Annotated in this window: 20 protein-coding genes and 1 riboswitch; of the genes, 7 read left to right on the forward strand and 13 right to left on the reverse strand. The window is 74.4% G+C overall.

The window, feature by feature from the left end; all coding sequences use genetic code 11:
* Positions 1 to 26: 26 nt before the first annotated feature.
* Positions 27 to 659 (reverse strand): TetR/AcrR family transcriptional regulator, encoded by a 633-nt coding sequence (locus NBH00_RS23345; RefSeq protein WP_254570972.1) that lies wholly within the window; start codon positions 657 to 659, stop codon positions 27 to 29.
* A gap of 126 nt (positions 660 to 785) precedes the next feature.
* On the opposite strand from NBH00_RS23345, the gene NBH00_RS23350 reads away from it, so the two are divergent.
* Positions 786 to 2375, forward strand: a complete 1590-nt coding sequence (locus NBH00_RS23350) for an RNA polymerase sigma factor (protein WP_254570973.1) — start codon at positions 786 to 788, stop codon at positions 2373 to 2375.
* An 88-nt stretch (positions 2376 to 2463) separates the two neighbouring features.
* A riboswitch (cyclic di-GMP riboswitch) is annotated at positions 2464 to 2540 on the forward strand.
* Positions 2541 to 2555: 15 nt separating this feature from the next.
* Complete coding sequence (locus NBH00_RS23355; RefSeq protein WP_254570974.1) at positions 2556 to 3578, forward strand: hypothetical protein; 1023 nt, start codon at positions 2556 to 2558, stop codon at positions 3576 to 3578.
* 73 nt (positions 3579 to 3651) lie between these two features.
* Here NBH00_RS23355 and NBH00_RS23360 read toward each other — a convergent pair whose 3' ends face one another.
* The 6 genes from NBH00_RS23360 to NBH00_RS23385 all read right to left on the reverse strand — a co-directional run bounded on the left by NBH00_RS23360 (position 3652) and on the right by NBH00_RS23385 (position 13208).
* Entirely contained in the window at positions 3652 to 5625 is a 1974-nt protein-coding gene (locus tag NBH00_RS23360) for a potassium transporter Kup (RefSeq protein ID WP_254570975.1), read from the reverse strand.
* A 46-nt stretch (positions 5626 to 5671) separates the two neighbouring features.
* On the reverse strand, positions 5672 to 7096 hold the full coding sequence (locus NBH00_RS23365) for a wax ester/triacylglycerol synthase family O-acyltransferase (RefSeq protein WP_254570976.1): 1425 nt from the start codon (positions 7094 to 7096) through the stop codon (positions 5672 to 5674).
* A 1-nt stretch (position 7097) separates the two neighbouring features.
* Entirely contained in the window at positions 7098 to 8108 is a 1011-nt protein-coding gene (locus NBH00_RS23370; protein WP_254570977.1) for an NAD(P)H-dependent glycerol-3-phosphate dehydrogenase, read from the reverse strand.
* Positions 8105 to 9571, reverse strand: coding sequence for an HAD-IB family hydrolase (locus NBH00_RS23375; protein WP_254570978.1), 1467 nt, complete (start codon positions 9569 to 9571; stop codon positions 8105 to 8107). Before NBH00_RS23375 ends, NBH00_RS23370 begins: the two co-directional genes overlap by 4 nt.
* Entirely contained in the window at positions 9555 to 11849 is a 2295-nt protein-coding gene (locus NBH00_RS23380; protein ID WP_254570979.1) for a glycerol-3-phosphate 1-O-acyltransferase, read from the reverse strand. Before NBH00_RS23380 ends, NBH00_RS23375 begins: the two co-directional genes overlap by 17 nt.
* Positions 11850 to 11948: 99 nt before the next feature.
* Entirely contained in the window at positions 11949 to 13208 is a 1260-nt protein-coding gene (locus tag NBH00_RS23385; protein WP_254570980.1) for a PucR family transcriptional regulator, read from the reverse strand.
* A 233-nt stretch (positions 13209 to 13441) separates the two neighbouring features.
* On the opposite strand from NBH00_RS23385, the gene NBH00_RS23390 reads away from it, so the two are divergent.
* The 4 genes from NBH00_RS23390 (at position 13442) to NBH00_RS23405 (ending at position 20213) form a co-directional block, all read left to right on the forward strand.
* Positions 13442 to 14758 carry a hypothetical protein gene (locus NBH00_RS23390; RefSeq protein WP_254570981.1) on the forward strand — a complete coding sequence of 439 codons (1317 nt, stop codon included), beginning with the start codon at positions 13442 to 13444 and terminating at the stop codon, positions 14756 to 14758.
* 116 nt (positions 14759 to 14874) lie between these two features.
* A complete protein-coding gene (locus tag NBH00_RS23395) occupies positions 14875 to 18657 on the forward strand; it encodes an AAA family ATPase (RefSeq protein ID WP_254570982.1) in 3783 nt (1260 codons plus the stop codon).
* Between the two features lie 46 nt (positions 18658 to 18703).
* On the forward strand, positions 18704 to 19069 hold the full coding sequence (locus NBH00_RS23400; RefSeq protein WP_254570983.1) for a VOC family protein: 366 nt from the start codon (positions 18704 to 18706) through the stop codon (positions 19067 to 19069).
* Positions 19070 to 19079: 10 nt separating this feature from the next.
* Positions 19080 to 20213 (forward strand): glycosyltransferase family 87 protein, encoded by a 1134-nt coding sequence (locus NBH00_RS23405; RefSeq protein WP_254570984.1) that lies wholly within the window; start codon positions 19080 to 19082, stop codon positions 20211 to 20213.
* Positions 20214 to 20223: 10 nt separating this feature from the next.
* Here NBH00_RS23405 and NBH00_RS23410 read toward each other — a convergent pair whose 3' ends face one another.
* Entirely contained in the window at positions 20224 to 20601 is a 378-nt protein-coding gene (locus NBH00_RS23410) for a DoxX family protein (RefSeq protein ID WP_254570985.1), read from the reverse strand.
* Positions 20602 to 20687: 86 nt separating this feature from the next.
* Here NBH00_RS23410 and NBH00_RS23415 point away from each other — a divergent pair, with 86 nt between their 5' ends.
* Positions 20688 to 21602, forward strand: coding sequence for a glycoside hydrolase family 16 protein (locus tag NBH00_RS23415; RefSeq protein ID WP_254570986.1), 915 nt, complete (start codon positions 20688 to 20690; stop codon positions 21600 to 21602).
* Positions 21603 to 21613: 11 nt separating this feature from the next.
* Here NBH00_RS23415 and NBH00_RS23420 read toward each other — a convergent pair whose 3' ends face one another.
* The 5 genes from NBH00_RS23420 to NBH00_RS23440 form a co-directional block, all read right to left on the reverse strand.
* Positions 21614 to 22726, reverse strand: coding sequence for a GMC oxidoreductase (locus tag NBH00_RS23420; RefSeq protein ID WP_254570987.1), 1113 nt, complete (start codon positions 22724 to 22726; stop codon positions 21614 to 21616).
* Positions 22727 to 22739: 13 nt separating this feature from the next.
* Positions 22740 to 23237: a hypothetical protein gene (locus tag NBH00_RS23425; RefSeq protein WP_254570988.1), complete on the reverse strand. Its 498-nt coding sequence runs from the start codon at positions 23235 to 23237 to the stop codon at positions 22740 to 22742.
* A complete protein-coding gene (locus NBH00_RS23430) occupies positions 23234 to 23806 on the reverse strand; it encodes a cytochrome P450 (protein WP_254570989.1) in 573 nt (190 codons plus the stop codon). Before NBH00_RS23430 ends, NBH00_RS23425 begins: the two co-directional genes overlap by 4 nt.
* Positions 23807 to 24214: 408 nt before the next feature.
* Entirely contained in the window at positions 24215 to 25582 is a 1368-nt protein-coding gene (locus NBH00_RS23435) for a permease (protein ID WP_254570990.1), read from the reverse strand.
* Positions 25582 to 25935, reverse strand: coding sequence for an ArsR/SmtB family transcription factor (locus tag NBH00_RS23440; protein ID WP_254570991.1), 354 nt, complete (start codon positions 25933 to 25935; stop codon positions 25582 to 25584). Before NBH00_RS23440 ends, NBH00_RS23435 begins: the two co-directional genes overlap by 1 nt.
* Positions 25936 to 25991 lie beyond the last annotated feature (56 nt).

Raw genomic sequence — 25991 nt, forward strand, 5'->3', positions numbered from 1 at the left:
CCGCTCCCGCGCCCGCGCCGCGCCGGTCAGGCGACGGCGCCCGCGAGGACCTGCGTGAACCAGGCGTGCAGCACCGGGGTCATGACCTCGTCGGTGAATCGCGCCGGGTCGGGCGCCGTCAGCGCATGGAGGATGAGGCCGTGGATGAGGGCGACGAGGGCCTGCCCGTCGCGGCGCGGCTCGGCGGCCCCGAGCGCCTCGAGCGCGGCCTCGGCGACCTCCCGGAAGGCCTGCGGCCAGCCGCGGAGCTCCTGGGTGCCGGGGGCCGTGCGCGCGATCCGCAGGTAGAGCTCGAACTCCGCGAACATCGCGGGTCGCCGCTCGCGGAGGAGGTAGCGGTGGTACTCGACGAGGGCCTCGACCCCCTCGTCGACCGTCATCGCGCCGGCCGACGTCACCGCGTCCGCGATGCCGCGGAAGACCGTCGCCTCGCGTTCGATGAGGCGCCCCATGGCGGCCTGCATGAGGTCGTCCTTGGAGGCGAAGTAGTACGTCGTCGCCGCGAGCGGGACCCCGGCGGCGTCGGCGACCCGCCGGTGCGTGATGCCCTCCAGGCCCTCGGCCTCGAGGATGACGAGCGTCGCCGCGATGATCGCGTCGCGGCGCTCGCGGCCGCGGCGCTGGCGCCGCGGGGCGGGGGTGGGGGGCGGCTCCGCCATCGACGGCCAGTGTGCCAGCCCCGGACGCCCCGGCCCACCCGGACGCGTCATGTGGGGGGGGTCGGGCGGTCCGCAGCGCGCCGCGCCGGACTGCAGCCTCGCGGGCGAGCTGCCGATAGATCGGCCGTGGCCCTGCTCGACGACCCGCGCTCACCTTCCCGGGCGACCCGCTGGCCGTCGGCGAGCGACGATGCCCTGGTCCGCGGCGTCGTGCACCACGCCGACGGGGCCTTCGACGAGATCTTCGCCCGCTACCACGCGCCCCTCGTCCGGTACTGCCGCGGGATCCTGCTCGACGACGACCTCGCCCAGGACGCGGCGCAGAACGCCCTCACGAGTGCCCTGCGCGCCCTGCGCGGCGGCCGCAGCACCCCGCACGTCCTCGGGCCGTGGCTCTACCGCATCGCGCAGCGCGAGGCCGTCGACCTCGCCCGCCGGCGCCGCGCCGACGTCGCGCGCCGCCACTCCGCCGCCGACGGCGAGGACACGCTGCTGTCGGTCGCCGCCCCGTGCGACGAGCCGACCCGCGACCGCCTGCGCGAGCTCCTCGGCGACCTCGCCCGGCTGCCGCTGCGCCAGCGCAGCGCCCTCATCCTCCGAGAGCTCAGCGGCCTGAGCTACGCCGACATCGCCATCACGCTCGAGACGTCGCCCGCCGCGGCACGCCAGTCGGTCCTCGAGGCCCGCGGCGCGCTCGCCGAGGCCGGGACCGGACGGGCCACGTCCTGCGCCGACGTCCGTGGACTCATGGACGGCGGGGACGGGCGCCGGGTGCGCGGGCGCCGCGTGCGCGCCCACCTCGCCGACTGCGCCGCGTGCCGGGGCTACGCCGAGCGCATCGACGACCGCCGGCGCGACCTCGCCCTGCTCTTCCCGCTCGCCCCGGTGGCGCTCGCCTCCGGTGGCGGCGCGCTCGCCGCGATCACCGGGGGCAGCGCGGCGGCCGGTGGCGTCGCCGCGGGTGGGGCCGCGGCGGGCGGCTGGCTCGGGCTCGGCAGCCTCGGCGGCGCGACGGTCGCGAAGTGCGCGATCGCCTGCACGGCCCTCGTCGTGGGCGGCGGCGCCCTCGCGGAGACGGTCGTCACCCATCCACCGGCGCGGCACCCACGCGTCCACGTCATCGCGCAGGTGCCGCAGCCGTCGACCGCGGTGCCGGTGAGCGCGAGCGCCACCGCGCAGCCGACGCCCGCCCCGAAGGCCCGTCGCGCGGTCGCGAGGCCCCGCGTCGCCAGGACGGCCCCGGCGAGGCCCCGCCACGCCGCGACGCACGCCACGAGCGTCCCCCGCCAGGCGAGCTCGGCCCTCCCGGCGCGCGCGCCCACCCCGTCGGCGACGACGAGCACCCCGGCGCCGGCGCCGGCCCCCGCCGCGACCACCGCGGCACCCGCGACGACGCCCGCCCCGGCGCCGCACCCCGCCGCCACGCCCACGACCGGCGCCAAGAGCTCGAGCGGCCAGCTCGCCGCCGCGATCCAGCAGCAGGTGCAGCAGGCGATCGCGAAGGCGACGACGCCGTCGACCGCGACGTCGCAGACGGTCCAGCAGGCCGTGCAGCAGACCGTGGCGCAGACGCTCGCGCAGGCCTCCGCGACGACGCAGCAGGTCCTCGCCGCCACCCGGCAGACCGTGCAGCAGCTGACGACGACGGCGCTCGACGCCCTCCGCACCCAGCTCGCCGGCCTGCAGCAGCGGCTCTTCCCGACCTCGCAGCCATAGCGCCTACGCGCCAACAACGAGAACTTCCGCAACCACCCCCTCACGAACCGGCCGCTCGGCGCCTCTGTACCCCCAAGAGGCGCATCGCCTCGGAAAAAGGCAAACCCGCCGCGAGGCGGGGACGCAAAACCAGGGGCCTACCCCGTAGGCCGCCCAGTTGCCCGACAGGAGAACCACAAGATGCCCCGACGTACCCCGATCGCCGCGCTGCTCGCCGGCGCCACCCTGCTCACGGTGGGCCTTCCCGCCGCCCACGCCGCCTCACCCGCGTCGGTCCAGTCGCAGGTCGGCGCGCACCTCAAGCACGCGCAGGCCGACGCGAAGAAGGTCACGCGCCTCACCCGCCGCGGTGACGCGACGGGCGCCCGCAAGGCGCTGAAGCGCGCCCGCCACGAGGCCGTCGCCGCCGCCCGCGGCGCCCGCGTCCTCGCCGCCGACGCCCAGGACAGCCCGGCCGCCGCCAACACGGCGATCATGTCGCTCGCCGCCGCCGCCGGGACCTACGGCGACGCGCTGCAGCGCTTCTCGAGCCTCATCCCGAGCGCCGACAGCCCCGCGCTGCAGCAGTCCCTCGCCGGCGCCCTCCCGGGCACCGTCGCCGGGCACGACCAGCTCGTCGCCGAGCTGACGACGCTCGTGAACGAGCTCTCCGGCCAGGCGCAGGCGTTCGCCGCCCAGGCCCTCGCCGCCCTCCAGGCCGCCGCGCCCGTCCAGGTGCAGCAGATCGCGACGGTCGCCGGCCTCCCCGACCTGCCGACGCAGATCACGACGATCATCCAGCAGGCGCTCGCGTCCGCCACGACGGCGCTGCAGACCGGCCTGTCGAGCCTGACCGCGACGCTCCCGGCCCTGCCGGCCCCGGCCGGGGCGCAGGTCACGACCGCGCTGAGCTCGATCACCGCGGCGATGCAGCAGCTCCTCCCGCTCCTCCAGCAGGTCATGGGCATCGCGACGGACACCGCGACGGCCGGCATCCAGCAGGCGAGCGGCCTCATCCAGGGCCTGCTCGGCGGCCTCCTCGGGAACTTCCCGGGCGGCGGCACCGGCGGCTCGACGGGCGGGACGGCGCCCGCCGGCGGCAGCACCGCGACGGGCGGCCTCGGCGGGCTCTTCGGTGGCCTGCTGCAGCTCCCGCTCTCGCTCCCGCAGGGCATCCTCGGCGGGCTCTCCGGGCTGCTCAGCCCGCTCGGCCTGATCCGCTAGCGGCGCGCCGCTCAGCGCTCGTGCGGTCGACCGCCCACCCGGCGGGCGACCGCGCGATCGATCGAGGTCCGGCTCAGACGTCGATGGCCGAGCCCATCGTCACCGTGCGCTCCTCGGGGAGCCCGAAGTAGGCGACCGGGCTCGCCGCGTTGCGCGAGATCCCGATGAAGAGGCGCTTGCGCCACTGCCGCATCCCCGGGGCGTGCGTCCGCCGGATCGTGATGCGGGAGAGGAAGTAGGACGCCTCGGCGACGTCGATCGCGCCCTCCACCCCGAGCTCCGCGGCCAGGCGCAGCGTCGCCGGCACGTCGGGCTCGTCCTGGAAGCCGAAGCGCGCGGTGATGTGGGTGATGCCGTCGTCGCCGTAGCCGAGGTCGTCGATCGTGATGCGGTCCTCGGGGTGGACGTAGGGGACGCGCAGCGTCTGGATCGAGAGGACGACGGTGACGGCGTGGAGCGTGTGGTTGTGCTCGACGTTCGCCCGCAGCGCGAGCGGCGTCGTGTGGAGGTTCGCGTTGAGGAAGACGGCCGTGCCCTCGACCCGGTGGGGCGGCGGGTCCATCGCGTGGATCTCGTCGATGAAGGCCTGCAGCGGGCCCTCGATCTCCGTGCGCTTGTCGGTGACGATCATGCGGCCGCGCTGCCAGGTGATGAGGACCGTGAAGACGAGCGCGGCGATCACGAGCGGGAGCCAGCCGCCGTGGACGACCTTCGTGAGGTTCGCCGAGAAGAACGTCAGGTCGACCGTGAGCATGGCGGCCGCCGCGGGGACGACGATGCGCGGGGAGACCCGCCACTTCGAGACGGCGATCGTCGAGAAGAGGATCGTCGTGAGGACGAACGTGCCGGTGACCGCGATGCCGTACGCGGACGCGAGGTGCTCGGAGCTCCCGAACCCGGCGACGATCGCGACGACGGCGACGAACAGCCCCCAGTTCACCGCCGGGACGTACACCTGCCCGACCTCGTGCTCGGACGTGTGCCGGATGGTGAGCCGCGGGAGGAAGCCGAGCTGCACCGCCTGGCGCGTGACGGCGAACGCGCCGGAGATCATCGACTGCGACGCGATGACCGTCGCGACGGTCGCGAGCAGCACCATCGGGACCCGGCCCCACTGCGGGACGAGGAGGAAGAACGGGTTGTCGATCGCCGACGGCGTGTGGATGATGAGCGCGCCCTGCCCGATGTAGTTGAGCATCAGGGCCGGGAAGACGAGCCCGAACCACGCGCGGCGGATCGGCTCGCGCCCGAAGTGGCCCATGTCCGCGAAGAGCGCCTCGGCGCCGGTGACCGCGAGGACGATCGACCCCATCGCGATGAACGCCGTGCCGCCGTGGTCGAGGAAGAATTGCGCGCCGTACGTCGGCGACAGCACGCGGAGGATCCCCGGGTGCTGCCCGATCTGCGCGAGGCCGCTCACCGCGAGGATCGCGAACCACAGGAGCATGACCGGGCCGAAGAGCCGGCCGACGACGCCGGTCCCGAAGCGCTGGATCGAGAACAGGAGCGTGAGGACGACGAGCGTGATCGGGATGACGACCGAGTGCAGGCTCGGGGAGACGACCTTCAGCCCCTCGACCGCCGAGAGGACCGAGATCGCCGGCGTGATCATCCCGTCGCCGTAGAAGAGCGCGGCGCCGAAGATGCCGAGCGCGACGAGGACCATGTTGCGGGCCCGTCCCCCGAGGCGCAGCTCCTGCACCTGGGCGATGAGGGCCATGATGCCGCCCTCGCCCTCGTTGTCCGCCCGCATGACGAATAGGACGTACTTCACCGAGACGATGACGGTGAGCGACCAGACCATGAGCGAGAGGACGCCGTAGACGTCCGCGCTCGTCGCCTTCACCGCGTGGTGGTCGGCGTGGAAGACGGTCTGCACCGCGTAGAGCGGGCTCGTCCCGATGTCGCCGAAGACGACCCCGAGGGCGCCGAGCGTGAGCGCGGCCATCCCGGCGCGGGTGGCGCCGCCGTGGCCGGCGCCGGCCGCGGTCGCGTCCGCCGAGCCCTCCGCGTGGGGGTCGGGCTCTGTGGATGCGGGGTCCGCCATGCGCCGCCCACCCTACGAGAGGGCGCAGCGGCGGGCGGTGCGCCGCTCAGGCCGGCGCGGCCGCCACGTGCTGCGGCACGACGGCGAGGACCTCGTCGAACCCCTCGCGCAGGCAGCGCTCGAACCGCGGGGCGTCGGTGATCGCCGCCGGGTCGAGGTTCACTCCGATGCAGCAGCCGTCGAGGTGGGAGACGAGCGTGATCATCGCCGCGCACCCCGGGAGCGGCCCGAACGGGTAGGCCTTGAGGATCTTCGCGCCCGCGAGGTAGCGGGGCTCCTGCAGGCCGGGGACGTTCGAGGCCTGCAGGTCGTTCGCCTTCGTGAGGTTGCCGGCGACCTGCGAGATGACCGGGCCGGGCAGCCGCGAGAGCACGGGAGCCATGTGCGCGAGCGCGGCGACCGCCGGCTCGGCGCGGGCGCGGATGACCATCGCGCCGATCGCCCGCATCCGGGCTGACGGGTCGGCGATCGACACCGGCCCGGCGAAGCGGGCGCCGACGAAGCGGTTGCCGCCGTCCGGGTCGTCGGCGCGCCGGACCGAGATCGGCATCGCGAAGGGGATGCGGTCGACGGGGACGCCGAGCTCCTCGTGGTAGCGGCGGTAGCCGCCGAGGACCGCGGCGAGGAACGCGTCGTTCAGCGAGCCGCCGACGGACTTCGCGGCGGCGCGCAGCGGGGCGAAGGGGACGTCGAGCGTCGCGAACCGCCACGACAGGCTGCGTCCGGCGAGCAGCGGCGAGCCCACCGCGTCGGGGTCCCCCAGGACGCGCTGCAGCGACGCGGCGAACTTCGCGGCGTCGACCGCCGACCGCCGCGGGTGCCGCGCCGCGCCGAGGACCGACACCGCGGTGCCGAGCGTCGCGGGCAGGCCGCGCACGTCCCGCTCAACCTGGCGGACGAGGACGTCGGTCGGGGTCGTCCGCTCGGCCGGGAGCGGCGCCGGCTGCGGCTTGTCGGGGTTGGTTTCGCGCCGCGTCGAGTGGAGCATCGCCAGCAGCTGCACGGCGCCGAGGCCGTCGGTCGTCGCGTGGTGGAGCTTGAGCAGGAACGCGGCCTGCCCGTCCGGGAGACCCTCGATGAGGATCGCCTCCCACGGCGAGCGGGAGCGGTCGAACGGCACCATCGCGAGCTGCTCGGCGAGCCGCAGCGCGGCGTCCCAGTCGGCGTCGCCGGGCAGGCGGACGCGTCGCACGTGGTAGTGCAGGTCGAAGTCCCGGTCGACGACCCAGGCCGGATGCCCGAGCCCGAGCGCCGGCTCGACGACCCGCTGGCGGAAGCGCGGCACGAGCCGCGTCGCCCAGTCCACCGCGGCGAGGAAGCGGTCCCAGTCGGGCGTCGTGTCGAGCAGCTCGAGCGAGCAGATCGTCGACCGCAGGCGCGGGTCGGCCTCCGCCCGCCACATGAGGGCCTCCAGCGCGTTCATCTCGCGGGCCTGGCCCCACACCCCGGGCTGCGCAGCGTCGTCGGCCATGTCAGGCGACCTCGTCGATCTCGTGTTCGGCGGCCGCCCGGAGCAGGCCGCGGTAGGCCTCGCGCGGGTGGCGCCCGTCGTTGACGACCGCGTCGACCTCGGCGGCGATCGGCATGATCACGTCGTACTCACGCGCGAGCTCCATGACGGTCGCGGCCGTCTTGACGCCCTCGGCGACCTGGTTCATCTCCTCGATGATCTGCTCGAGGGACTTGTCGCGGGCGAGCTCCTCCCCCACGCGCCGGTTGCGCGAGAGGGGGCTCATGCAGGTCGCCATGAGGTCGCCGAGCCCGGTGAGCCCGGCGAACGTCCGCTCCTGCGCGCCCATCGCGACGCCGAGGCGGGTGATCTCCGACAGCCCGCGGGTGAGGACCATGGCGCGCGTGTTGTCGCCGGTCCCGAGGCCCTCGGACATCCCGGCGGCGATCGCGATGATGTTCTTCAGCACGCCGCCGAGCTCGGACCCGAGGAGGTCCTCGTTGCGGTAGACGCGGAAGCGCCGGCCGGAGAAGAGCGGCTGCAGGGCGCACGCCACCGCCGCGTCCGGGAGCGCGACGACCGCGGCCGCGGCCTTGCCGTCGAGGACCTCGCGGGCGAGGTTCGGCCCGGCGAGCAGCCCGACGGGGTGGCCGGGAAACGCCTCGGCGATGACCTCGGTCGGGCGCATCCGCGTCCCCATCTCCAGGCCCTTGGCGAGCGAGAGCACCGGCACCCACGGGCGCACGTGCGGCGCCGCCTCCGCCAGCGCGCTGCGCATCGCCTGGGTCGGGACGCCGACGACGAGGACGTCCGCCCACTCCGCGGCCTCGCGCAGATCGGACGTCGCCCGCAGCGACTCGGGCAGCGGGCGGTCCTCGAGGTAGCGCGAGTTCGTGTGCTGCTCGTTGATCTCCGCCACCGTGTTCTCGTCGCGGGCCCACAGGAGGGTGGGCGTGTTCGCCGCCGCGAGCGTGGCGACCGTCGTCCCCCACGAGCCGCCGCCGAGGACGGCCACCTGGACCGGGCGACTCATCGCCGCAGCTCCAGGCGCGGGCCGGCGGGCCAGTCGGCGAGCGTCTCGAGGAAGAGGCCGCGCACCTCCTCGACGTGGTCGTCGATCGTTCCCACCGTCCAGCGGCGCGTGTCGATCGGGGGATGCACGACGACCTCGACGGTGCCGGGGTGCATGACCTGCGCCCCCCGCCACATGACCTCGCCGGCGTTTCGGATGACGATCGGGACCATCGGGACCTCCGCCTGCATGGCGATGTGGAAGGCGCCCTTCTTGAAGCGCCCGAGACGTGGGGTGGCCGACCGGGTGCCCTCCGGGGCGATGACGAGGGACATCCCCTCGCCCCGGACCTTGTCGACCGCGGGCTGGATCGCCTGCCGGGCCTGCGCGGTGTTGCCGCGTTCGACGAACGCGACCCCGGCGAGCTGGAAGAGCTGCCCCCAGCCCGGGATGTTCTTTACCTCCTTCTTCGCGACGCCGGTGAAGCCGCCGCGCAGGAGCTTCATGACGAGGATCGGGTCGATCTTGCTCTGGTGGTTGAAGACGAAGACGGCCGGGCGCGCGGACCACAGGTGCTCGGCGCCGCGCACGACCTTCACGTCGATGCCGGCGATCGCGAGGCCGACGTCCGCCCCGACCCCGCCGGTGATCTCCAGGAGCTGCTCGCGATCCCGGTTGAGGAGCGAGAGGCCGAGGCCCGCGCCGAACGACGCGGCGAACGCCCCGTAGAAGCCGATGGTCCGGGCGACGTCGCGGACCCCGGGCGTCCCCCCGCGCGAGACGCAGTCGAGGATCGGCCACTCGCGCCGGGTCGCCTCCCGGCGCAGGACCCGGTGCGGCGCGACGGCGACCGGGTGGCCGACCGCCTCGAGGAACGGGATGTCCTCCGCGCCGTTGGAGTACGCGAAGGAGGCGTCGAGGTCGAGGTCCTCGACCGCGGCCATCGCGCGGACTGCGTCCGCCTTGCCCCGCGACCACAGCGGCGGGCCGCCGGGCCGGCCCGTGACGATGCCGTCCGCGATCTCGATCGGCGTGCAGAGGACGTGGTCGATGCCGAGCTCCTTCGCCATCGGGACGACCTGGAAGCGGGTGGCGGACGAGGCGAGCGCGACCGTGTGGCCCTTCGCCTGATGGGCCCGGATGAGCTCCCACGCCTCGACGTGCAGCCGGCTGGCGATGTCGTGCTTGAAGAGGCTCGCGCCGAGGGCGTCGAGCTCGTCCTGCGTCTTGCCCTTCCAGGCGGCGAGCGAGAGGCCGAGGAAGCGCTCGAAGTCCTCGGGCGACTCGACCCCCTGCACGCTCATGAGCAGCGTCCTGGCGATCTCGATCGGCCCGATGTCGAGGCCGAGGATCCGGTGCCGGTAGAAGGCCTGCGCGCTGTAGCCGGTGATGACGGTGCCGTCATAGTCGAAGAACGCGCCGATCTGCGGGCCGTCGGGCGCGGCCTCGATCGCGGCGAGGCGCTCGTCAAGCGGCGTCGGCATAGAGCACCCCCTCGAGGAGCTTCGCGTCGAGCTCGCCGATCCGGACCAGGCGCCTGCGGATCTCGCGGACCTCGTCCCGCCAGGCCTCACGGGCGACGCGGACGTCGTCCCGGCCGGGGTCGACGACGTCGCGGTTGGCGGCCAGGCGCATCGCCGCGGCGAAGAGCTCCTGCGACACCGACTCCGGCCCGTGGAGGCGCCCCTGGAGGACCATCTGCCGGCCGACGCCGAGGCAGCGGTCGATGAACGCGGACTGGTCGACGGCCTCGCGCGACGGCGTCGCGGCGAGCTGCTCGGCGACGACGAGCTGCGCGTCGAAGAACGAGCGCAGCGCCCGGTCGGCGACGAGCGTGCGCCGGCCGGCGAGCAGCCGGTCCGGCCCACCGGGCTCGGCGATCCGCTGCTGCCACTCGGGGTCGATGTTCTCGAGCTCCTGGTTCATCTCCTCGAGGAACGCGCGCTTGGTCCCGAAGAAGAACTCGAACTTCAGGAGGTCGCGGAGGGCGAGCGCGTCGTCCGTCGCGACGGTGAGCGCCGCGTCCGGCTCCGGCGGGTGCTGGGAGAGCCGGACGAGCGCGAGCTCGACGATCGCGCGGATGATGAAGTGGTGCAGCGCGCCGTTGCGGTAGAAGGCGGCGACGTGGTGACGGCCCTCGGCGATCTGCCAGACGGGCTCGGTGCCGCCCTCGTAGCAGCTGACGACGCCGGCGTTCTCGAGCGCGTCGAGGACCCCGCGGACCGACGCCGGGCGGCGGAGCTCGTCGACGGTGCCGGGGATGCGGCGCCAGGCGACGTGGTCGAGGAGCGGCGTGAGGACCCGCATGACCTGGTCGAGCGTCAGGGCGCGGTCGCGCACGCCGAGGAGCGCCAGGGTCACGAGCGAGGTCGACGCGAGCGGCGTCGCCCGGTTGATGCCGTCGCAGATGCGGAAGGCGACCTTCTCGAGCTGGGCGCGGCCCTCGCCGGCCTCCTCGAGCGCGCCCTTGAGCGAGAACGGGTCACCGAAGCGGACCTGCGCGGTGCCCGAGTTCGAGCGCTGGGCGTTGATGTAGTTCGCGAACCACTTCAGGCCCTCGCTCTGCTTCTTCGCGCCGCCCTGCTCGGCGGCCATCGCGCCGACCTCGTGGAGCTGGTCGTAGACCATCGAGACGGGGACGAGCATGACGTCGTCGACCCGCGGGTCGTCGAGCGCCTTCGCGAGATAGGCGAGGAGGCCGAACTTCGGCGGGCGCAGCTTGCCGGTGCGGGTGCGGCCGCCCTCGAGGTACCACTCGATGTTGAAGCGCTTCGCCGCGAGGTGCGCGAGGTACTCGCGGACGGCGAGCTTGTAGACCTGGTCGTCGCCGAACGTCCGCCGGATGAAGATGATCCCGGCGCGCTTGCCGAGCGGGCCGATCGGCCAGAACGCCATGTTCGCGCCGCCGAGGACGTGGTTGCGCGGGAAGTCGTGGTCGTGGAGGACCTGGGCGAGGACGAGCGGGTCCGCGTAGGAGCGGTGCGACGGCAGGAAGACGAGCGGATGGCGGCGGTTGAGCTCGCGCAGCCGCTCGAGGCTCTCGGAGTCGACGTCGACGTCCCAGGCGTTCGCGTGCATCGGCCGCATGACCGCGCGGAAGGCGTCGATCGCCGGGCGGCTCTGGACGGCGGCGACCTCCTGCAGACAGTCGGTCGCCTCGGCGAGCACCTCCTCGAACGGGCGATCGAGCTTCTCGGCGAGGACGGACACCTTCGTGCGGAAGGTGTGCGACGCGGTGATCTGCTCCGCGACGAGCCGCGGGACCTTGTAGCGGTCGCCGACGATCTGGCGCTCGGCGCGCTCGCACGCGAGCTCGGCCTGCCGGGCCACGAAGGCGGCGAACGCCTCGCCGCCGGCGGTGCGGCCCGCGTGCTCGCGGAAGCGGCGCCGCAGCTCGAGCGCGTGCGCCGGCTCCCCGGCGGTGACGCGGGCGCGGTCGGGCTCGCGCCGGGCGATGACCTTCTGCACCGCGCCCCACGGCCGGTGCGGGTTCGTCAGCGCGAGGAGGTCGGCGACCCGGACGGTGCGGTCGCCGTCGCGCTCACGCGGGAGCCACGTGACGCGGACCGGCAGGACGAGCGGGTCGTCACCGCGCTCGAGCCGGCCACGGAGCTCCGGTGCGGCCCGGTCGAGGGTCTCGGCGCCGGGGTGGTGCTCCCGCGCCCAGGCGTCGATGAGCTCGCGCTCGGTCCCGGTGCGCGCGTCGACGAGCAGGACGACGGGGTCGCCCGTCGCGGGTGGGGTCTGCGTGACGGTCGCCATACCAGCGAGCCTCTCCGGTCTCCCCGCGCGGGTCAACGTGGCGCGCCGACGAACCGGCGGGGGGCGCGGTCGTGCACCGAGCACAAACCGGCCCCGCGATCAGCGCGGGCCCGCGTCCGGTTCGCCGCCGGAGCCGGCCGCGGTGCGCCCGTCGTGCAGCAGCGTCGCCACGTGCAGCGCGATGACGTCGTCGAGGCGCCGGAGGTCGAGCCCGGTGCGCTCGGCGATGCGCCCGAGGCGGTAGCGCGTCGTGTTCGCGTGGAGGTGCAGCCGGCGGGCGGCGAGCTTCACGTTCAGGTCGCTCGCGAGGTAGCTGCGGAACGTGTGGGTGAGCTGGCCACCGTCGCGCGCGTCCTCCTCGAGGAACGTCCGCACGCGCTCGGGCACGAGCGTCCACGTCGTCGCGCCCGCCCGCAGCGTCATCCAGTCCAGCGGGGCGAGGGACGGGAGCGCGAGGAGGCCGCCGCCCGTCGGCACCCGCTCGCGGGCGCGACGCGCGTCGGCGAGCGCCTCGCGCGCGCCCCCCGGCAGGACGTGCACGGCGCTGATGCCGACGGCGAGCCGGACCGGGCCGTCTGCGAGGCGGCGCCACGTGCGCTCCAGCGCGCCGACGAGCCGGTCGGGGCCGTCCGCGCCGACCGGGCGCAGGACGACGACCTCGTCGTCGGCGAGCCGCGCGAGCGGGAGGACCGGCGGCCCCCCGGCGCGGGCGAGCGCACCGACCGCGGCGGTCATCGTCGCGTCCCCGGCGACATCACGGCCGCGGACGGCGCGGGCGCTGATGGCGAGGACGGGCGTCCCCTCCCCGAGTCCGAGCTCAGCGGCGAGGTCGCCGAGACCGTGGGCGCCCGGGTCGTCCCCGGCGACGAGGAGGTCGAGCAGCGCGGCCCGGCGTCGCGTCCCGCCGTCGCGGGAGAGCTCGCGCGCCTCGATCCACGCCTCCCCCGCGAGCGCCGACGCGATGTCGATGAGCTCGAGCAGGCGGGCGCCGACCGCGACGACGCCGGCGCTGTCGCCGGTCTCCGCGGCGATGGTCGCCACGCGCTCGTAGATCGTCCGGTGCACGATGCGCAGGCCGCGGGTCGTGTCCTCGATCCAGTCCCCGCGGGCGGCGCGGCGCTCGATCGCCGGGCGGAGGAAGTCGACGTCGTGGACGTCGAGCGGGCGGTCGTGGTCGAGCGCGTCGGCCAGCGCGTCGACGAGCATCCCCGCCTCCTCGACGAGGACCGCCTCGTCGTCGGGGGCGAGGGCGCCGGGGCGCCGCCCGTGGCCATCGCGCCGGAGCAGGAGCGCGACGAGCTCGTCGCGCTCGGCTCGGAGCGCGCGGGCAATGCGGCTCGTCCCGGCGTCGACGCTCATCCCGGAGCGGACGATACCGGCGACGCGGGGAACGGCACCCCAGGCGCTTCACCGCGTAGCACATCGAGACGGCCGACGTGCCCGGTTTCTCAGTGTCAGCACCGAAATACCGAAAAACCTCCATTCAACGTCCATCGTTTGGCATCATGAAGGCCGGAGTTCGTCCCACGGGCTCCGGCAGACAAGTCACGGGTGGCTGACGAGCGGCGGGGGCTGCTCAGGGGGTTCAACTCATGAACGTGCATCAGACCGTCCGCCGGACGGCGGGCCTGCTTCTGGCGATGCTGGTGGCCACCGGGGCGCTCGCTGCGGTCGCCTCGGCCGGCGGCGGCAAGACCTTCAAGGCGGTGATCACGCCGGCGAGCGTGCCCGCGGGTTCGACGTCGGCGATCACCGCGACGGTGACGAACAACAGCGACCCGCAGGGCGTCGGCTCGGCGAACCTCACGGTCCCGAGCGGGTGGACCGCGCTGAGCGCCACGACGACGAAGGGCACCGCGACGATCGCGGGGCAGGTCGTGCAGCTGCGCAACCTCGCGCTCGCGCCCGGTCAGAGCGCCGCGGTGACGATGGCCACGCGGGTGCCGTGCGGCAGCACGCCCGGCCTCTACACGATCGTGGCCAAGCAGGCGAACGACTTCAACGGGACCGGCAACGACGTCGCGCTCGACACCGCCGGCAGCGACCTGAGCATCGACCGGTCCGGCGCGTGCGGGCTGCGCTTCGTCACCCAGCCGCCCTCCGACATCGGCAGCGGCGACCCGTTCACGACCTCGGTGGAGTTCGTCGACGGCAGCGGCAACCGGGCGACGGCGGTGAGCGCGCCGGTGAGCCTGAGCGCGACCGGCGCGACCCTCTCCGGCACGACGCCGGTGAGCGCGAGCAGCGGCCTGGCGACGTTCGCGGGCATGAGCCTCACGACGACGGCGGACGCGACGCCCGCGACGCTCACCGCGTCGAGCCCGGGGTACGGCTCGGCGACGTCCACGCCGGTCACCGTGCACGGCGACCGGACCCAGTGCGTGCCGGACGTCGACTGCATCGGCGACGAGGCCTACAACTACTCCTACCTCGGGCAGCAGTACACGCAGAAGCTCCACGTCGTCGCGAAGGCGGCGCAGCCGACGCCGCAGCTCGTCGTCGACCACTTCTACGCGCCGGACCCGGCGGCCGCCGGCCCGGGCTGCTCCGGCGACGACCTGCCGGCCCCGGTGTACGGGACCTTCACCGCCCTGGGCCGCGCCGTGGAGGCGACGCAGACGTTCGACCAGCGGCTCACGCGGCCGACGAACCTCGTCCAGGACCTGCTCTTCGGCGGCAGGCTGCGGGCCTGCATCTTCGTGCCGGCGTCCTTCCAGGGCAGCACGCAGGTGACGGACCCGCGGACCGGCAAGGTGGGCTACCAGGGCATCGCCCAGCCGTGCGCGCTGCTCGGGATCATCCCGTTCACGACCCAGCCGTGCCAGACCGCGCAGGGCACGGACGCCGGCGGCAACCCGACCGTCACCGTCGCGTTCCCCGCCTACTCGACCGACCCGAACATGCGCTGATGCGAGGTGGCCGCCCGGCGCTCGTGCCGGGCGGCCATGAGCCGTCATTGCCCGCGACAGGCCCCATCATCCCCGGCGCGACCGCCCTGGATCGGGTGCGGCCCTACGTGCCACGGGTGGTGCTCGACCACGTCGCGCGCCACCCCGGGGACCCGGTCCGCAGCGCGACCGGCTCCCTCGTCTTCGTGGACATCTCCGGTTTCACCGCGCTCTCCGAACGGCTCGCGCGCCGGGGGCGCGAGGGCGCCGAGGTCCTCGCCGACGCGATCGAGACGTCGTTCGCATCGGTCCTCGCGGTCGCCTACGCGCAGGGCGGCGGCCTGCTGAAGTTCGGCGGTGACGCGCTCCTGCTGCACTTCGAGGGGCCCGGCCACGCCCGGCGCGCCGGGCGGGCGGCGATCGGCATGCGGCGGGCGCTGCGGACGGCGGGGCGCGTCTCGGCCGGGGGCGCGAGCGTCCAGCTGCGGATGTCGGTCGGCGTCCACACCGGCGAGGTCCACCTCGTCCTCGCCGGGACGACCCACCGCGAGCTGCTCGTCGTCGGTGACACCGTGAGCGACGTGCTCCGCCTCGAGCACGCGGCGAGCGCCGGCGAGATCGCCGTGAGCGACGCCGTCGCGGCGGAGCTGCCGCGCACGGCGGCCGGTGCCCCGTGCGGCCCCGGCCGCCTGCTGCTGCGTGAGCCGCCGGACCCGGGCGACGCCCCGGACCCGGACCTCGCGCTGCCCGGCGCCGACACCGCGGCGGCGTGCCTGTCCACCGTCCTGCGGGCGCACGTGCTCGCGGGCGCGCAGCCGCCGGAGCACCGCCTCGCGACGGTGGCCTTCCTGCGCTTCGGCGGCACCGACGCCCTCATCGCCCGAGCCGGGATCGGGGCCGCGGCGGCCGCGCTCACGCAGCTCGTCGGGACCGTCGCGGACATCGCCGACGAGCACCGCATCTGCCTGCTCGCCTCCGACGTCGACGTCGACGGCGGCAAGCTCATCCTCACGAGCGGCGTCCCGCGCACCGACAGCGACGACGAGGAGCGGATGCTGCTGGCGCTCCACCGCATCATCGCCACCCCGCTCGAGCTCGGCGTCCGCATCGGGGTGCACCGCGGACCCGTCTTCGCGGGCGACATCGGGCCGCGGTACCGCCGGACGTACACGGTCATGGGCGACGCGGTGAACCTCGCCGCCCGGGTCATGAGCCGCGCCCCCGACGGCGAGGTGTACGTGACGGCCGACGTCCTCGACGCCTCCCCCACGCCGTTCGACGCGCAGGAGCTCGCGCCGTTCACCGTCAAGGGCAAGACGCAGCCGGTGCGCGCCTGGTCCCTCGGCGCGCCCCGCGCCGGCCGCCGGCGGCACGTCGGCGCCGGCCGCGTCCCCCTCGTCGGGCGCGAGCTCGAGCTCACCGCGCTGCAGGCCGCGGTCGATCTCGCCGAGGCCGGCACCGGGTCGCTCATCGTCATCCGGGGCGAGCCGGGCAGCGGCAAGACCCGTCTCGTCGAGGAGCTGCTGGACCGCGCGCAGGATCTCCGTCACCTCATGGCCCAGGCGGAGGCGTACACGGCGTCCACGCCGTACGCGACCTTCCGCGTGCTGCTGCGGCGGGCGCTCGGTCAGGAGCCCGACGCGCCGGCGGCCGACGTCGAGGCCCGGCTGCGCGCGGTCGCCCGCGAGGAGACGCCCGAGCTCGAGCCGTGGCTCGCGCTGCTGGGCGTCCCCTACGGCCTCGAGCTCGAGCCCTCGCCACAGGTGCGCGAGCTCGCGCCCGCGTTCCGGCGCGAGCGCCTGCACGACGTCGTCACCGCGTTCATCGTCGCGCGCCTGCGGCACATCCCCACGATCGTCACGATCGAGGACGCGCACCTCATGGACCGCGCGTCGACCGACCTCCTCGCCGCGCTCGCGCCGCGGCTGCCCGAGGTGCCCTGTCTCATCCTCACGACGCGGCGGGAGGTCGAGGGCGGTTTCGGCCCCGAGCCCGCGCCGTACGTCGTCTCGCTGAGCCCCGCGCCGCTGGGCCTCCAGGAGGCCCAGGAGCTCGCCGAGCAGCTCACGCGCCTGGAGCCGCTCGCCCCCCACACGCTGCGGCTCGCGGTCGAGCGCGCCGGCGGCAACCCGCAGTTCGTCGCCGACCTCGTCCGGGCGGCGCGCGCGGGCGAGACCGCGCTGCCGGACTCGCTGGAGGCCGCGGCGATGGCGCGCATCGACCGGCTCGCCCCGTCCGACCGCGCGCTCGTGCGCAGCGCCGCGGTGCTCGGCCCGCGGTTCGCGGCCGCGTCGCTGCGCTGGGTCGGCGGCGGCGAGCCCGGCGCCGCGCAGTGGGCGCGGCTCGCGGGCCTGCTCGAACCCCGGCCCGACGGCACCGTCCACTTCACCCACACCGCGGTCCGCGAGGCCGCCTACGCCGGCCTGCCGTTCGCGGTCCGGCGCGAGCTGCACGCCCGGATCGGCGCGCGGATGGAGCGGCTCGCCGGCGACGGCACCGACGACGTCGCGCCCGCACTGTCGCTCCACTTCCTCCTCGGCGGGGACCCGCGGCGCGCGGCGCGGTTCGCCCGCCAGGGCGCCCGGCGCGCGCGCCGGCTGGGGGCGAACCACGACGCCGCGCGCCTGCTGCGCCGCGCGATCGAGGCGACGCGGGCGGACGGGCGCGCGGCGGCCGACCTCGCGGAGCTGCACGAGGAGCTCGGCGTCGCGCTCGCGGACGCCGGCGAGCCGGTGCGGGCCCGGGCGGCCTTCGACGCCGCCCGGCGGTACGGCCGCGCGACCTCGCCGGTCGTCGAGGCCCGCCTCATGTGGCGGCAGGCGCAGCTCGCGGGCACGATGGGCCACGTCGGCACGGCGCTCCGCTGGGCGCGGCGCGGCCGCCGGACCCTCGACGGCGCCGAGGGGGACGAGGCGGCGGCGCTGCGCGCGCGGCTGCTCGCCGTGGAGGCGTTCGTGCGCCAGCGGCAGGATCGCCTCGACGAGGCGATCCGGCTCGCCCGCCAGGTCGTCGACGAGGCGACGGCCGAGGGGGCCGAGGCGGCGAAGGCGCGCGCGTTCGTCCTGCTCGACTGGGCCCTGGCGATGCAGGGCCGCCACGACGAGGCGGTCCACTCGCGTGAGGCCATCGCGATCTACCGGGAGCACGGGCTGCTCCTCGACGAGGCGACCGCGCTGTCGAACTCGGGCGGCATCTCCTACTGGCGCGGTGACTGGCGGCGCGCCGTCGAGCTCTACGAGCAGGGCGCGGACGCGGCCCGCCGCGGCGGCAACCTGAACGAGGCCGCGGTCGGCCTCTACAACGTCGGTGAGCTGCGCGCGGACCAGGGCCGGCTCGACGAGGCGGCCGACTGCCTCGAGCGGTCGCTGCAGGTCTTCCGCGCGACCGGCGACGAGTTCTCCGTGATGCTCGCGCTGCGCCAGCTCGGCCGCGTCGCGATGCGCGCCGGCCGCACGGAGGCGATGCTCGGCCCGCTCGAGGAGGCGCTCGCGATCGGCCGCCGGCTGAAGCTCACCGCGGACGTCGCCGCGACGCGTGCGTCGGTCGCCGAAGGGCTCCTGTTCCTCGACCGGGGCGACGAGGCGACCGCGATCGCCGCGGAGCTCCTCGCCGACGCGGAGCTCGCCGAGGGGACGCGCGCCGCCGCCGAGCGCGTCGCCGGCTGGGTCGCGCTCCGGCGCGGTGACGCCGGAGCGGCCCGCTCGGCCTTCCGCCGCTCCTACGAGCTCGCGCTCACGACGTCGCAGCCGTTCGAGATCGCGCTGGCCCTCGACGCGCTCCACGCCGCGCACGCGGCGAACGACCAGGAGGTGGCGGCGCGGGCCTCGATCTTCGCGCGCCTGGACATCGTCGCCATGACCCGGCCGCCGTACGGCATGCTGCGCGGCGGGCGCACCGTGAGCGCGGCGGCCGTCCGCTGACCGCATGCCCCTGGCGCGCGCCCCGCGAGGCTGCGACCCTGCGCCCATGACCGAGATCAGGCGGCTGGACTTCATCGGCGTCCCCTCCCAGGACGCCGACCGCTCGCGGGCCTTCTACCGCGACGTGCTCGGGCTGCGGCCCGACGCGAAGGCGGCGTACGAGAGCTGGGCCGGCGACACGTGCTTCGGCGCATGGGAGCCGGAGAAGATGGGCATGGCGTTCGTCCCGCAGAAGGGCAACCCGCTGCCGCTCGGCGCCGACGACGTCGCGGCCAGCCGCGCCGCGCTCGAGGCGAAGGGCGTGACGTTCTTCGGCGAGACGCTCGACACCGGCGTCTGCCATATGGCGTTCTTCGCCGACCCCGACGGCAACGAGCTCATGCTCCACCACCGCTACGCCCCGCGCGGCTGAGGCGGCCGGCGTGGATCGCGGCCCGCGCGCCGAGCCGCGGTTCTTCCACGCGCGCCGGCGCGCGCTCTACGCCCGGGCGGTGACGCACGGCGCCCTCGGCGTCACCCCCGTCCTCGGCACGATCATCCTGCTCCACGCGTACGCGCACGCGGGGTCGCTCGCGCTCGACTTCGACCACTCGATGTGGGTCGGCGGGGACCGTGCCGTGCACGGCCTGACCCCGTACGTCGCCGGGGACTCCCCGGAGCTCGCGACGGGCGAGCCGTTCGTGTACCCGGCCCCGGCGCTCCTGCTCACGCTGCCCTTCACGCTGCTGCCGCAGGGCGTCGCGGGCGCCGTGTGGACCGGCGTCTGCCTGCTGTCGGTGCTGCTCGCCCTCGGCGCCCTGGGCGTGCGCGACTGGCGGGTGTACGGCGTCGTGCTGCTCTGGCCGGCGGTCGTGTCCGGCTGGCAGTCGGGGAACGTCACGCTGCCGCTGTTGCTCGGGGTGGCCTGCGCGTGGCGGTGGCGCGACCGCCCCGTGGTGGCCGGGGTGCTCGTCGGCGCGCTCGCGTCGGTGAAGCTCTTCACCTGGCCGCTCGGCCTGTGGCTGCTCGCGACCCGCCGGTACCGGGCCGCGGCGTGGGCGCTCGGCGCCGGCGCGGCCCTGAACCTCGCGGCCTGGGCGACCGTCGGCTTCGACGAGGTCGGCCGCTACCGCGGGGTCGTCGGCGGCCTCACCCGCGCGCGTGAGCAGTACAGCTACAGCGTCGTCGCCCTCGCCGAGCACCATGACCTGGGTCGGGGCGGGGCCTACGCGCTCGCGTCGGTCGTGGCGGTCGCCGCCGCGGTCGCGTGCGTCCGCGCGGGCCGCCGCGGCGGGGACGCGACGTGCTTCGGGCTCGCCGTCGCGGTGACGCTGCTCGCGACCCCGCTCATCTGGCTGCACTACTACGCGCTGCTCGCCGTCCCGCTCGCGCTCCACCGGCCGCGCTTCGGCCTCGCCTGGGTCCTGCCGCTCGCGCTGTGGGCGTCGATCGCGCACACCGACGGCTGGCCGGGCACGTGGGTCGTCCTGCTCGCGCTGGCGCTCGTGGCGCTGCTCTCCGTGCCGTCGCTCCCCGGGTGGCCGGCCCCCGGGCGCGACGCGCACGCGCCGGCCTGAGCGCCGCGACTCAGCTCTCGCGGTCCGGGAGGGCGCTGCGGACCCAGAGGATCGGCAGCACCTGCAGCGGCAGGCGGGCCCAGAGCAGCCAGCGCGGGACGCCCTTCGCGCCGCGGATCGTCTGCGGCGCGACCGCCATCTGGACGTTCGCGGGGTAGACGGCGAGAAGCAGGCCGACGAGGTAGAGGCGCGTCAGCCGCTCCAGGCGCGGCACGAGGACGAGCGCCCCGCCCGCCGCCTCGGCGACGCCGGCGGCGACGTTCACCGCCTCGGGCGAGCCGGGGACCCAGCCGGGGACGATCGCCTCGAAGAAGCGCTTCCCGAAGGTCAGGTGCGCCACCCCGGTGAACAGGAAGAAGGCGGCGAGGAGCTGGCGTGACCGGGTCATGGCGCCGACCCTACCGAGGGGCCGGAGCGGCCAGACGCCGAGCCGATCCTTCAAGTCCGGCGGCCCCGCCGCCGATCCTTCCCCCGATGACCACCCCCGCCCGCTCCCGGCTCGCCGGCCTGCTCCTCACCGTCCTCGCGCTCGCCCTCGGCGCCGTGACGTCGGCCCCGGCCTCGGCCGCGGCGAAGGCCAGGCCGCCCGCCTCCGGCGGCCCGTCCTGCGGAACGACGATCTACAAGAGCGCGGGCGTCCCGTGGACCTGCACCTTCGACGACGAGTTCAGCGGCACGAGCCTCGACGGGTCCAAGTGGATCGCCCAGCAGACGGCGAACAGCGGCTACACGAGCGGCCTGACCGCATGCTTCGTCAACACCCCGGACAACATCTCCGTCGCGGGTGGGACGCTGAACCTCACCGCCCGCAAGGAGGCGGCGCCGTTCACCTGCACCGACCCCTACGGGAACTTCACCACGCAGTACACCAGCGGCATGGTCTCCACCTACGGCCGCTTCGCCCAGGCCTACGGCCGCTTCGAGGTCCGCGCCAAGCTCCCCGCGGCGACCGTCGCCGGCCTGCAGGAATCGTTCTGGCTGTGGCCCTCCAACCCGGCCCTCTACGGCCCGTGGCCGGGCTCGGGCGAGATCGACATGGCCGAGGTCTACAGCCAGTACGCCGACCGCGCGATTCCCTACATCCACTACAACGCGGCCGCCTTCGACCCGAACGTCACGAACACCTCGTGCTTCATCTCGGACATCGCGGCGTTCCACAGCTACGCGGTCGAGTGGACGACGAGCACCCTGAAGGTCATCTACGACGGGCAGACCTGCCTCGTCGACGACTGGAACCCGGCCTCCCCGCTCGTCAAGCCGCAGCCCTTCGACCAGCCGTTCATCATCGCCCTCACCCAGGCACTCGGCATCGGCACCAACGCCTTCGACCCCGCCACCACCCCGCTGCCCGCCACCACAAGCATCGACTACGTCCGCGTCTGGAAGTAGCAGCCCGGGCCTCAGGCGGCGGCCGTCACGCCGAGCTGCGCCGCCGTCCCGCCCGCGTCGGGCACGAACGTCATCGCCCGCTCGGTCATCGCCGTGATCGTCAGGCTCGGGTTCGCCCCGACGTTCGCCGGGACCGCGGAGCCGTCGCAGACGAGGAGGTTCTCGTAGCCGAAGGCGCGGTGGTGCTCGTCGACGACCCCGGTCTGCGGGGTGGCGCCGACGACGGCGCCGCCGAGGATGTGGGCGGTCGTCGGGATCGACAGGAGCGCCTCGGTGACGATCGCCTGGGCGGTCCCGCCGGTCCTCGCCTGGATCCACTCGGCCGCGCGGTAGGCCGCGGGGATCTTGTCCGGGTTCGGGTTCGCGGCGTCCTGCTCGGTCGTCAGCACGACGTTGCCGTTGGGCCAGCGGCGCTTGACCTTCAGCCGCATCGAGTTGTCGAGCGACTGCATGACGAGCAGGATCATCGTGCGCTGGGAGAACTTCCTGACGCGCGTGGCGCGGAGCGCCTGCACGGGGTGGCGGGCGAGGTTCTGCAGGAGGGCGACGGGCTGCGTCCCCCGCTTCCCGGCCTCGGTCATGAGCGTGTAGAGGAGCGACTGCGAGTCGGCGCCCTTGCCGTACGTCACCGGCTCGATGTGCGTGTCGGGGTCCGGGTAGATGCTCGACGTGATCGCGACGCCGCGGCTGAAGTCACGCGTGTCGTCGGGCGTCGTGACGGCGAGGATCGACTCGCTGTTCGTCCGCACGAGGTGGCCGAGGCGGTCGGAGATCCGCGGCAGCGAGCCGCGGAGCCTGCACGTCGCCAGCAGCTTGTTCGTGCCGAGGGCGCCCGCCGCGAGGACGACGCCCTTCGCGGTCGTCGTCTGCCGGTCGCGGCGCAGCCACGCGCCGGTGCGCTCGTGCGTGACGCGGTAGCCGCCGGACCCGTCGGCCGGGCCGATCGGCCGGATGTCGGTGACGGTCCGCTCGGGGGTGATGCGGACGCCGAGCTTCTCCGCGAAGTACAGGTAGTTCTTCACGAGCGTGTTCTTCGCGCCGAAGCGGCAGCCGATCATGCACTGCCCGCAGCGCATGCAGCCGGTGCGGTCCGGGCCCTCCCCGCCGAAGAACGGGTCGGGCACGGTCTTCCCCGCCTCACCGAGGTAGACGCCGACGCGCGTCTTCGCGTACGTCTCGCCGCGGCCGATGGACTCCGCGTACTCCTTGAGCAGGAGGTCGGCCGGCGTCCTCGTCGTACGTGACGACGCCGAGCATCCGCTCGGCCTCGTCGTAGTGCGGGGCCAGCTCGCGCTCCCAGTCCGCGAGCCCGGCGATCTGCGGGTCGCGGTAGAAGCCGGGCCGCGCGCGGTAGAGCGTGTTCGCGTAGCCGAGCGAGCCGCCGCCGACGCCGCTGCCCGACACGACGAAGATGTCCTTGAAGAGCGTCGTCCGGAAGACGCCCTTCATGCCGAACTTGGGGAACCAGTAGTACTTCGCGGCCTCCCACGTCGTGTTCGCGAAGTCCTCGTCGCGGAAGCGGCGGCCGCACTCGAGCATCCCGACGCGGTAGCCCTTCTGGGCCAGCCGCAGCGCGCTGACGCTTCCGCCGAAGCCGGTGCCGACGACGAGCCAGTCGTGGTCGTGGGTGGTCATGCCGCCACCGGGATCCGGCGCACGGGGATGCGGTTGTACTGGTGGAGGAAGAGGGCCCGCACCCGGTTGGGCTCGCCGTCGAGCTGGAGGTCGGGCATGCGCTCGAGCGTCTCCTCGATCCACACGCGCAGCTCGAGCCGGGCGAGCGCGGCGCCGAGGCAGAAGTGCCGGCCGCCGGCGCCGAAGGCCTGATGCTCGCCGCGGTTGGCGCGGTCGATGTCGAAGACGTGCGGGCGCTCGAACTTCGTCTCGTCGCGGTTGGAGGCGAGGTACCAGAGCAGCAGGCGGTCACCCTGCTTGATCTGCTGTCCGCCGAGCTCGACGTCCTTGGTCGCGGCGCGCGCCATGGACGCGAAGGCGGGGTACATCCGCAGGCCCTCCTCGACGACGTGCGGGATGAGCGACGGGTCGGCTGCGACGGGCTCGAGCAGCTCGCGGTCCTCCAGCAGCGACTTCATGATGCCGCTGTACGTCGCGCGGGTGGAGTCGTTGCCGGCCGCCATCAGCAGGATGAAGAAGAGCGCGATCTCGTGGTCGCCCAGCTTCTCGCCCTCGACCTCGGCGTTCATGAGCGCGGTCAGGAGCGCCTCGTCGGGGGTTCTCGCCGCGCAGCTCGGAGGAGAAGGTCGTGAAGTCGCGCGTGACCTTGTGCACGTCGTCGTGGTTCACGACCGACCAGAAGCCGCCTTCCCCCGGGGCGCTGGCCTGCGGGCTGAAGTGGATCGGCTGCTCGCGCTGCAGCGCGCCGAAGACGTCCCACGGCACGCCGGCGTCCCACAGGCGCGGATCGGCGAGATCGACGTTGCTCAGGTCCTGCGAGGTCACGGCGGACATCAGGGTCTCCTCCCGGTTTCTGACTGCCGCGATCGACTTTACAGTATGTAAAGCCAATAATACAAGTCAGACGGGCGGGCGGCCCGCGCGGCGATTCGCGCCGGGTGAATGAAGGTTCACGGTGCCCTGAGCACCGTGAACCTTCATTCAGTGGCGGACGGGGCCACCCGGTGGGCGCACCCGGGCCCGTGCCCGCCGTGCCCCTCGTGCCCGCCGTCCCCGCCGTCCCCCTCGTGCCCGCCGTCCCCCTCGTGCCCGCCGTCCCCCTCGTGCCCGCCGTCCCCCTCGTGCCCGCCATGTCCCTCGCCGAGGAACGTCGCCCGGCAGTGCGCCGAGCAGAAGTGGTACGTGTGCCCGTCGCGCTCGGCGGTCAGCGCCTTCGCGCGGTCGACCTTCATCCCGCAGACCGGGTCGGTCACGCCGCGCCGCGCCGTGAGCGCGAAGAGGGCGCCGAAGACCGCCACGCCGACGACGTTCAGCGCGAGCTTGTAGTTCACCCCGACCGTCCCGAAGACGTCGTCGCGCGTCGGGCGCGGCCCGGACGGCAGCAGCCCGAGCCCGCCGAAGAGGCCGTCGACGACGAGGCCCGCGACGACCATCGTCACGAACATCAGCGCGACGATCCGCAGCGCGAACGCGGTTCCGTAGTACTTGCGGTAGATCGCGATGATCGGCAGGACGATGAGGTCGGCGAGGATGAACGCCATCACGCCCGCGAACGAGATGCCGCCCGACCACAGCACGGCGGCGAGCGGCACGTTCCCGACCGAGCAGACGAAGCTCAGCACGGCGATGACCGGTCCGACGAGGACGTTCTCGGCGGTCTTGATCCCGGCGGGCGCGTCGGTGATGAACAGCGCGTTGAAGAACCCGTCGCCGAGCTGCGCGACGTACCCGGCGAGCAGGAAGCCGAGGGTGATCTCCTTCCACAGCATCTGCCAGTCGCCGCGGAAGTTGTGGGCGACGTCCGACCAGGCCGTGGCGCTCGTCAGCCGCGCCCGCCAGGTGAGCTCCTCGCCCGCCATGTGATGCTGGTGGCCGGTGTCGGCGGCGAGCGCGCGGGACCGCGCCTCCACCTCGAGCTCCCGGCTGACGAAGAACCGCAGCCCGACCGCCATGAGGGCGATCATGACGAGGCCGCCGACGTACTCCGCGAGCGCGAACTGCCAGCCGATGAGGACCCAGAGCACGAGCCCGAGCTCCCACACGAGGTTCGTCGAGGCGAACTGGAAGGCGAGCGCCGAGGAGGCGCTCGCGCCCTTCTGGAAGAGCGACTTCGCGATCGCGATCGCCGCGTAGGAGCACGAGGAGGACGCGGCACCGAGGCCCGTCGCCTTCGCGATCGGGCGCAGGCCGGACCCCGACAGCGCCGCCTCGATCCGCTCCCGCGGGACCCACGCCTGGACGATCGCCGAGATCGCGAAGCCGATGACGAGCGCCCACCACACCTCGTAGGCCATGAGGAAGCTGTCCTTCAGGCCCATCCAGACCACGTCGGCCACGCCGCGCATCAGGCGTCCCGTCCCGCGAGCTCACCGGCGACGGCGACGAGCGCATGCCCCGCCGAGGTCAGCGTGAACATCGTCATCTTGCCCTCCTTGCGCGCGGTCACGAGGCCCTCGGTCCGCAGGACCTTCATGTGGTGGGAGACGAGGTTCTGCGCGCGCTGCGCGATCCACGAGAGGTCGCAGACGCAGAGCTCCCGCCCGTCGCGCAGCGCCATCGCGAGGCCGAGGCGCGTCGGGTCCGCGAGACCCTTGAGCGCGCCGGCGATCCGCTCCGCCTCGCCGGCCGGCAGGCCCGCCGCGCGGATCCGCGTCGCCGACGGCTCGTCGATGTGAAGGAGTTCCCCGTGATCGGCCATATCATCATCCTAATAGATATTGATATGTGGGGCAAGCCCCGATTGCCAGGGCCGCC

The sequence above is a fragment of the Paraconexibacter antarcticus genome, from assembly GCF_024220175.1.
Classification (GTDB): Bacteria; Actinomycetota; Thermoleophilia; order Solirubrobacterales; family Solirubrobacteraceae; genus Paraconexibacter; species Paraconexibacter antarcticus.

Bases quoted from the DNA above. Each gene is read 5' to 3' on its own strand.
- NBH00_RS23440 (WP_254570991.1), bottom strand. From the start codon at position 25,935: ATGGCCGATCACGGGGAACTCCTTCACATCGACGAGCCGTCGGCGACG.
- NBH00_RS23390 (WP_254570981.1), top strand. From the start codon at position 13,442: ATGAACGTGCATCAGACCGTCCGCCGGACGGCGGGCCTGCTTCTGGCG.
- NBH00_RS23415 (WP_254570986.1), top strand. From the start codon at position 20,688: ATGACCACCCCCGCCCGCTCCCGGCTCGCCGGCCTGCTCCTCACCGTC.
- NBH00_RS23410 (WP_254570985.1), bottom strand. From the start codon at position 20,601: ATGACCCGGTCACGCCAGCTCCTCGCCGCCTTCTTCCTGTTCACCGGG.
- NBH00_RS23365 (WP_254570976.1), bottom strand. From the start codon at position 7,096: ATGGCCGACGACGCTGCGCAGCCCGGGGTGTGGGGCCAGGCCCGCGAG.
- NBH00_RS23380 (WP_254570979.1), bottom strand. From the start codon at position 11,849: ATGGCGACCGTCACGCAGACCCCACCCGCGACGGGCGACCCCGTCGTC.
- NBH00_RS23430 (WP_254570989.1), bottom strand. From the start codon at position 23,806: ATGAACGCCGAGGTCGAGGGCGAGAAGCTGGGCGACCACGAGATCGCG.
- NBH00_RS23370 (WP_254570977.1), bottom strand. From the start codon at position 8,108: ATGAGTCGCCCGGTCCAGGTGGCCGTCCTCGGCGGCGGCTCGTGGGGG.
- NBH00_RS23400 (WP_254570983.1), top strand. From the start codon at position 18,704: ATGACCGAGATCAGGCGGCTGGACTTCATCGGCGTCCCCTCCCAGGAC.
- NBH00_RS23345 (WP_254570972.1), bottom strand. From the start codon at position 659: ATGGCGGAGCCGCCCCCCACCCCCGCCCCGCGGCGCCAGCGCCGCGGC.
- NBH00_RS23375 (WP_254570978.1), bottom strand. From the start codon at position 9,571: ATGCCGACGCCGCTTGACGAGCGCCTCGCCGCGATCGAGGCCGCGCCC.
- NBH00_RS23360 (WP_254570975.1), bottom strand. From the start codon at position 5,625: ATGGCGGACCCCGCATCCACAGAGCCCGACCCCCACGCGGAGGGCTCG.
- NBH00_RS23435 (WP_254570990.1), bottom strand. From the start codon at position 25,582: ATGCGCGGCGTGGCCGACGTGGTCTGGATGGGCCTGAAGGACAGCTTC.
- NBH00_RS23385 (WP_254570980.1), bottom strand. From the start codon at position 13,208: ATGAGCGTCGACGCCGGGACGAGCCGCATTGCCCGCGCGCTCCGAGCC.
- NBH00_RS23355 (WP_254570974.1), top strand. From the start codon at position 2,556: ATGCCCCGACGTACCCCGATCGCCGCGCTGCTCGCCGGCGCCACCCTG.
- NBH00_RS23425 (WP_254570988.1), bottom strand. From the start codon at position 23,237: ATGACCACCCACGACCACGACTGGCTCGTCGTCGGCACCGGCTTCGGC.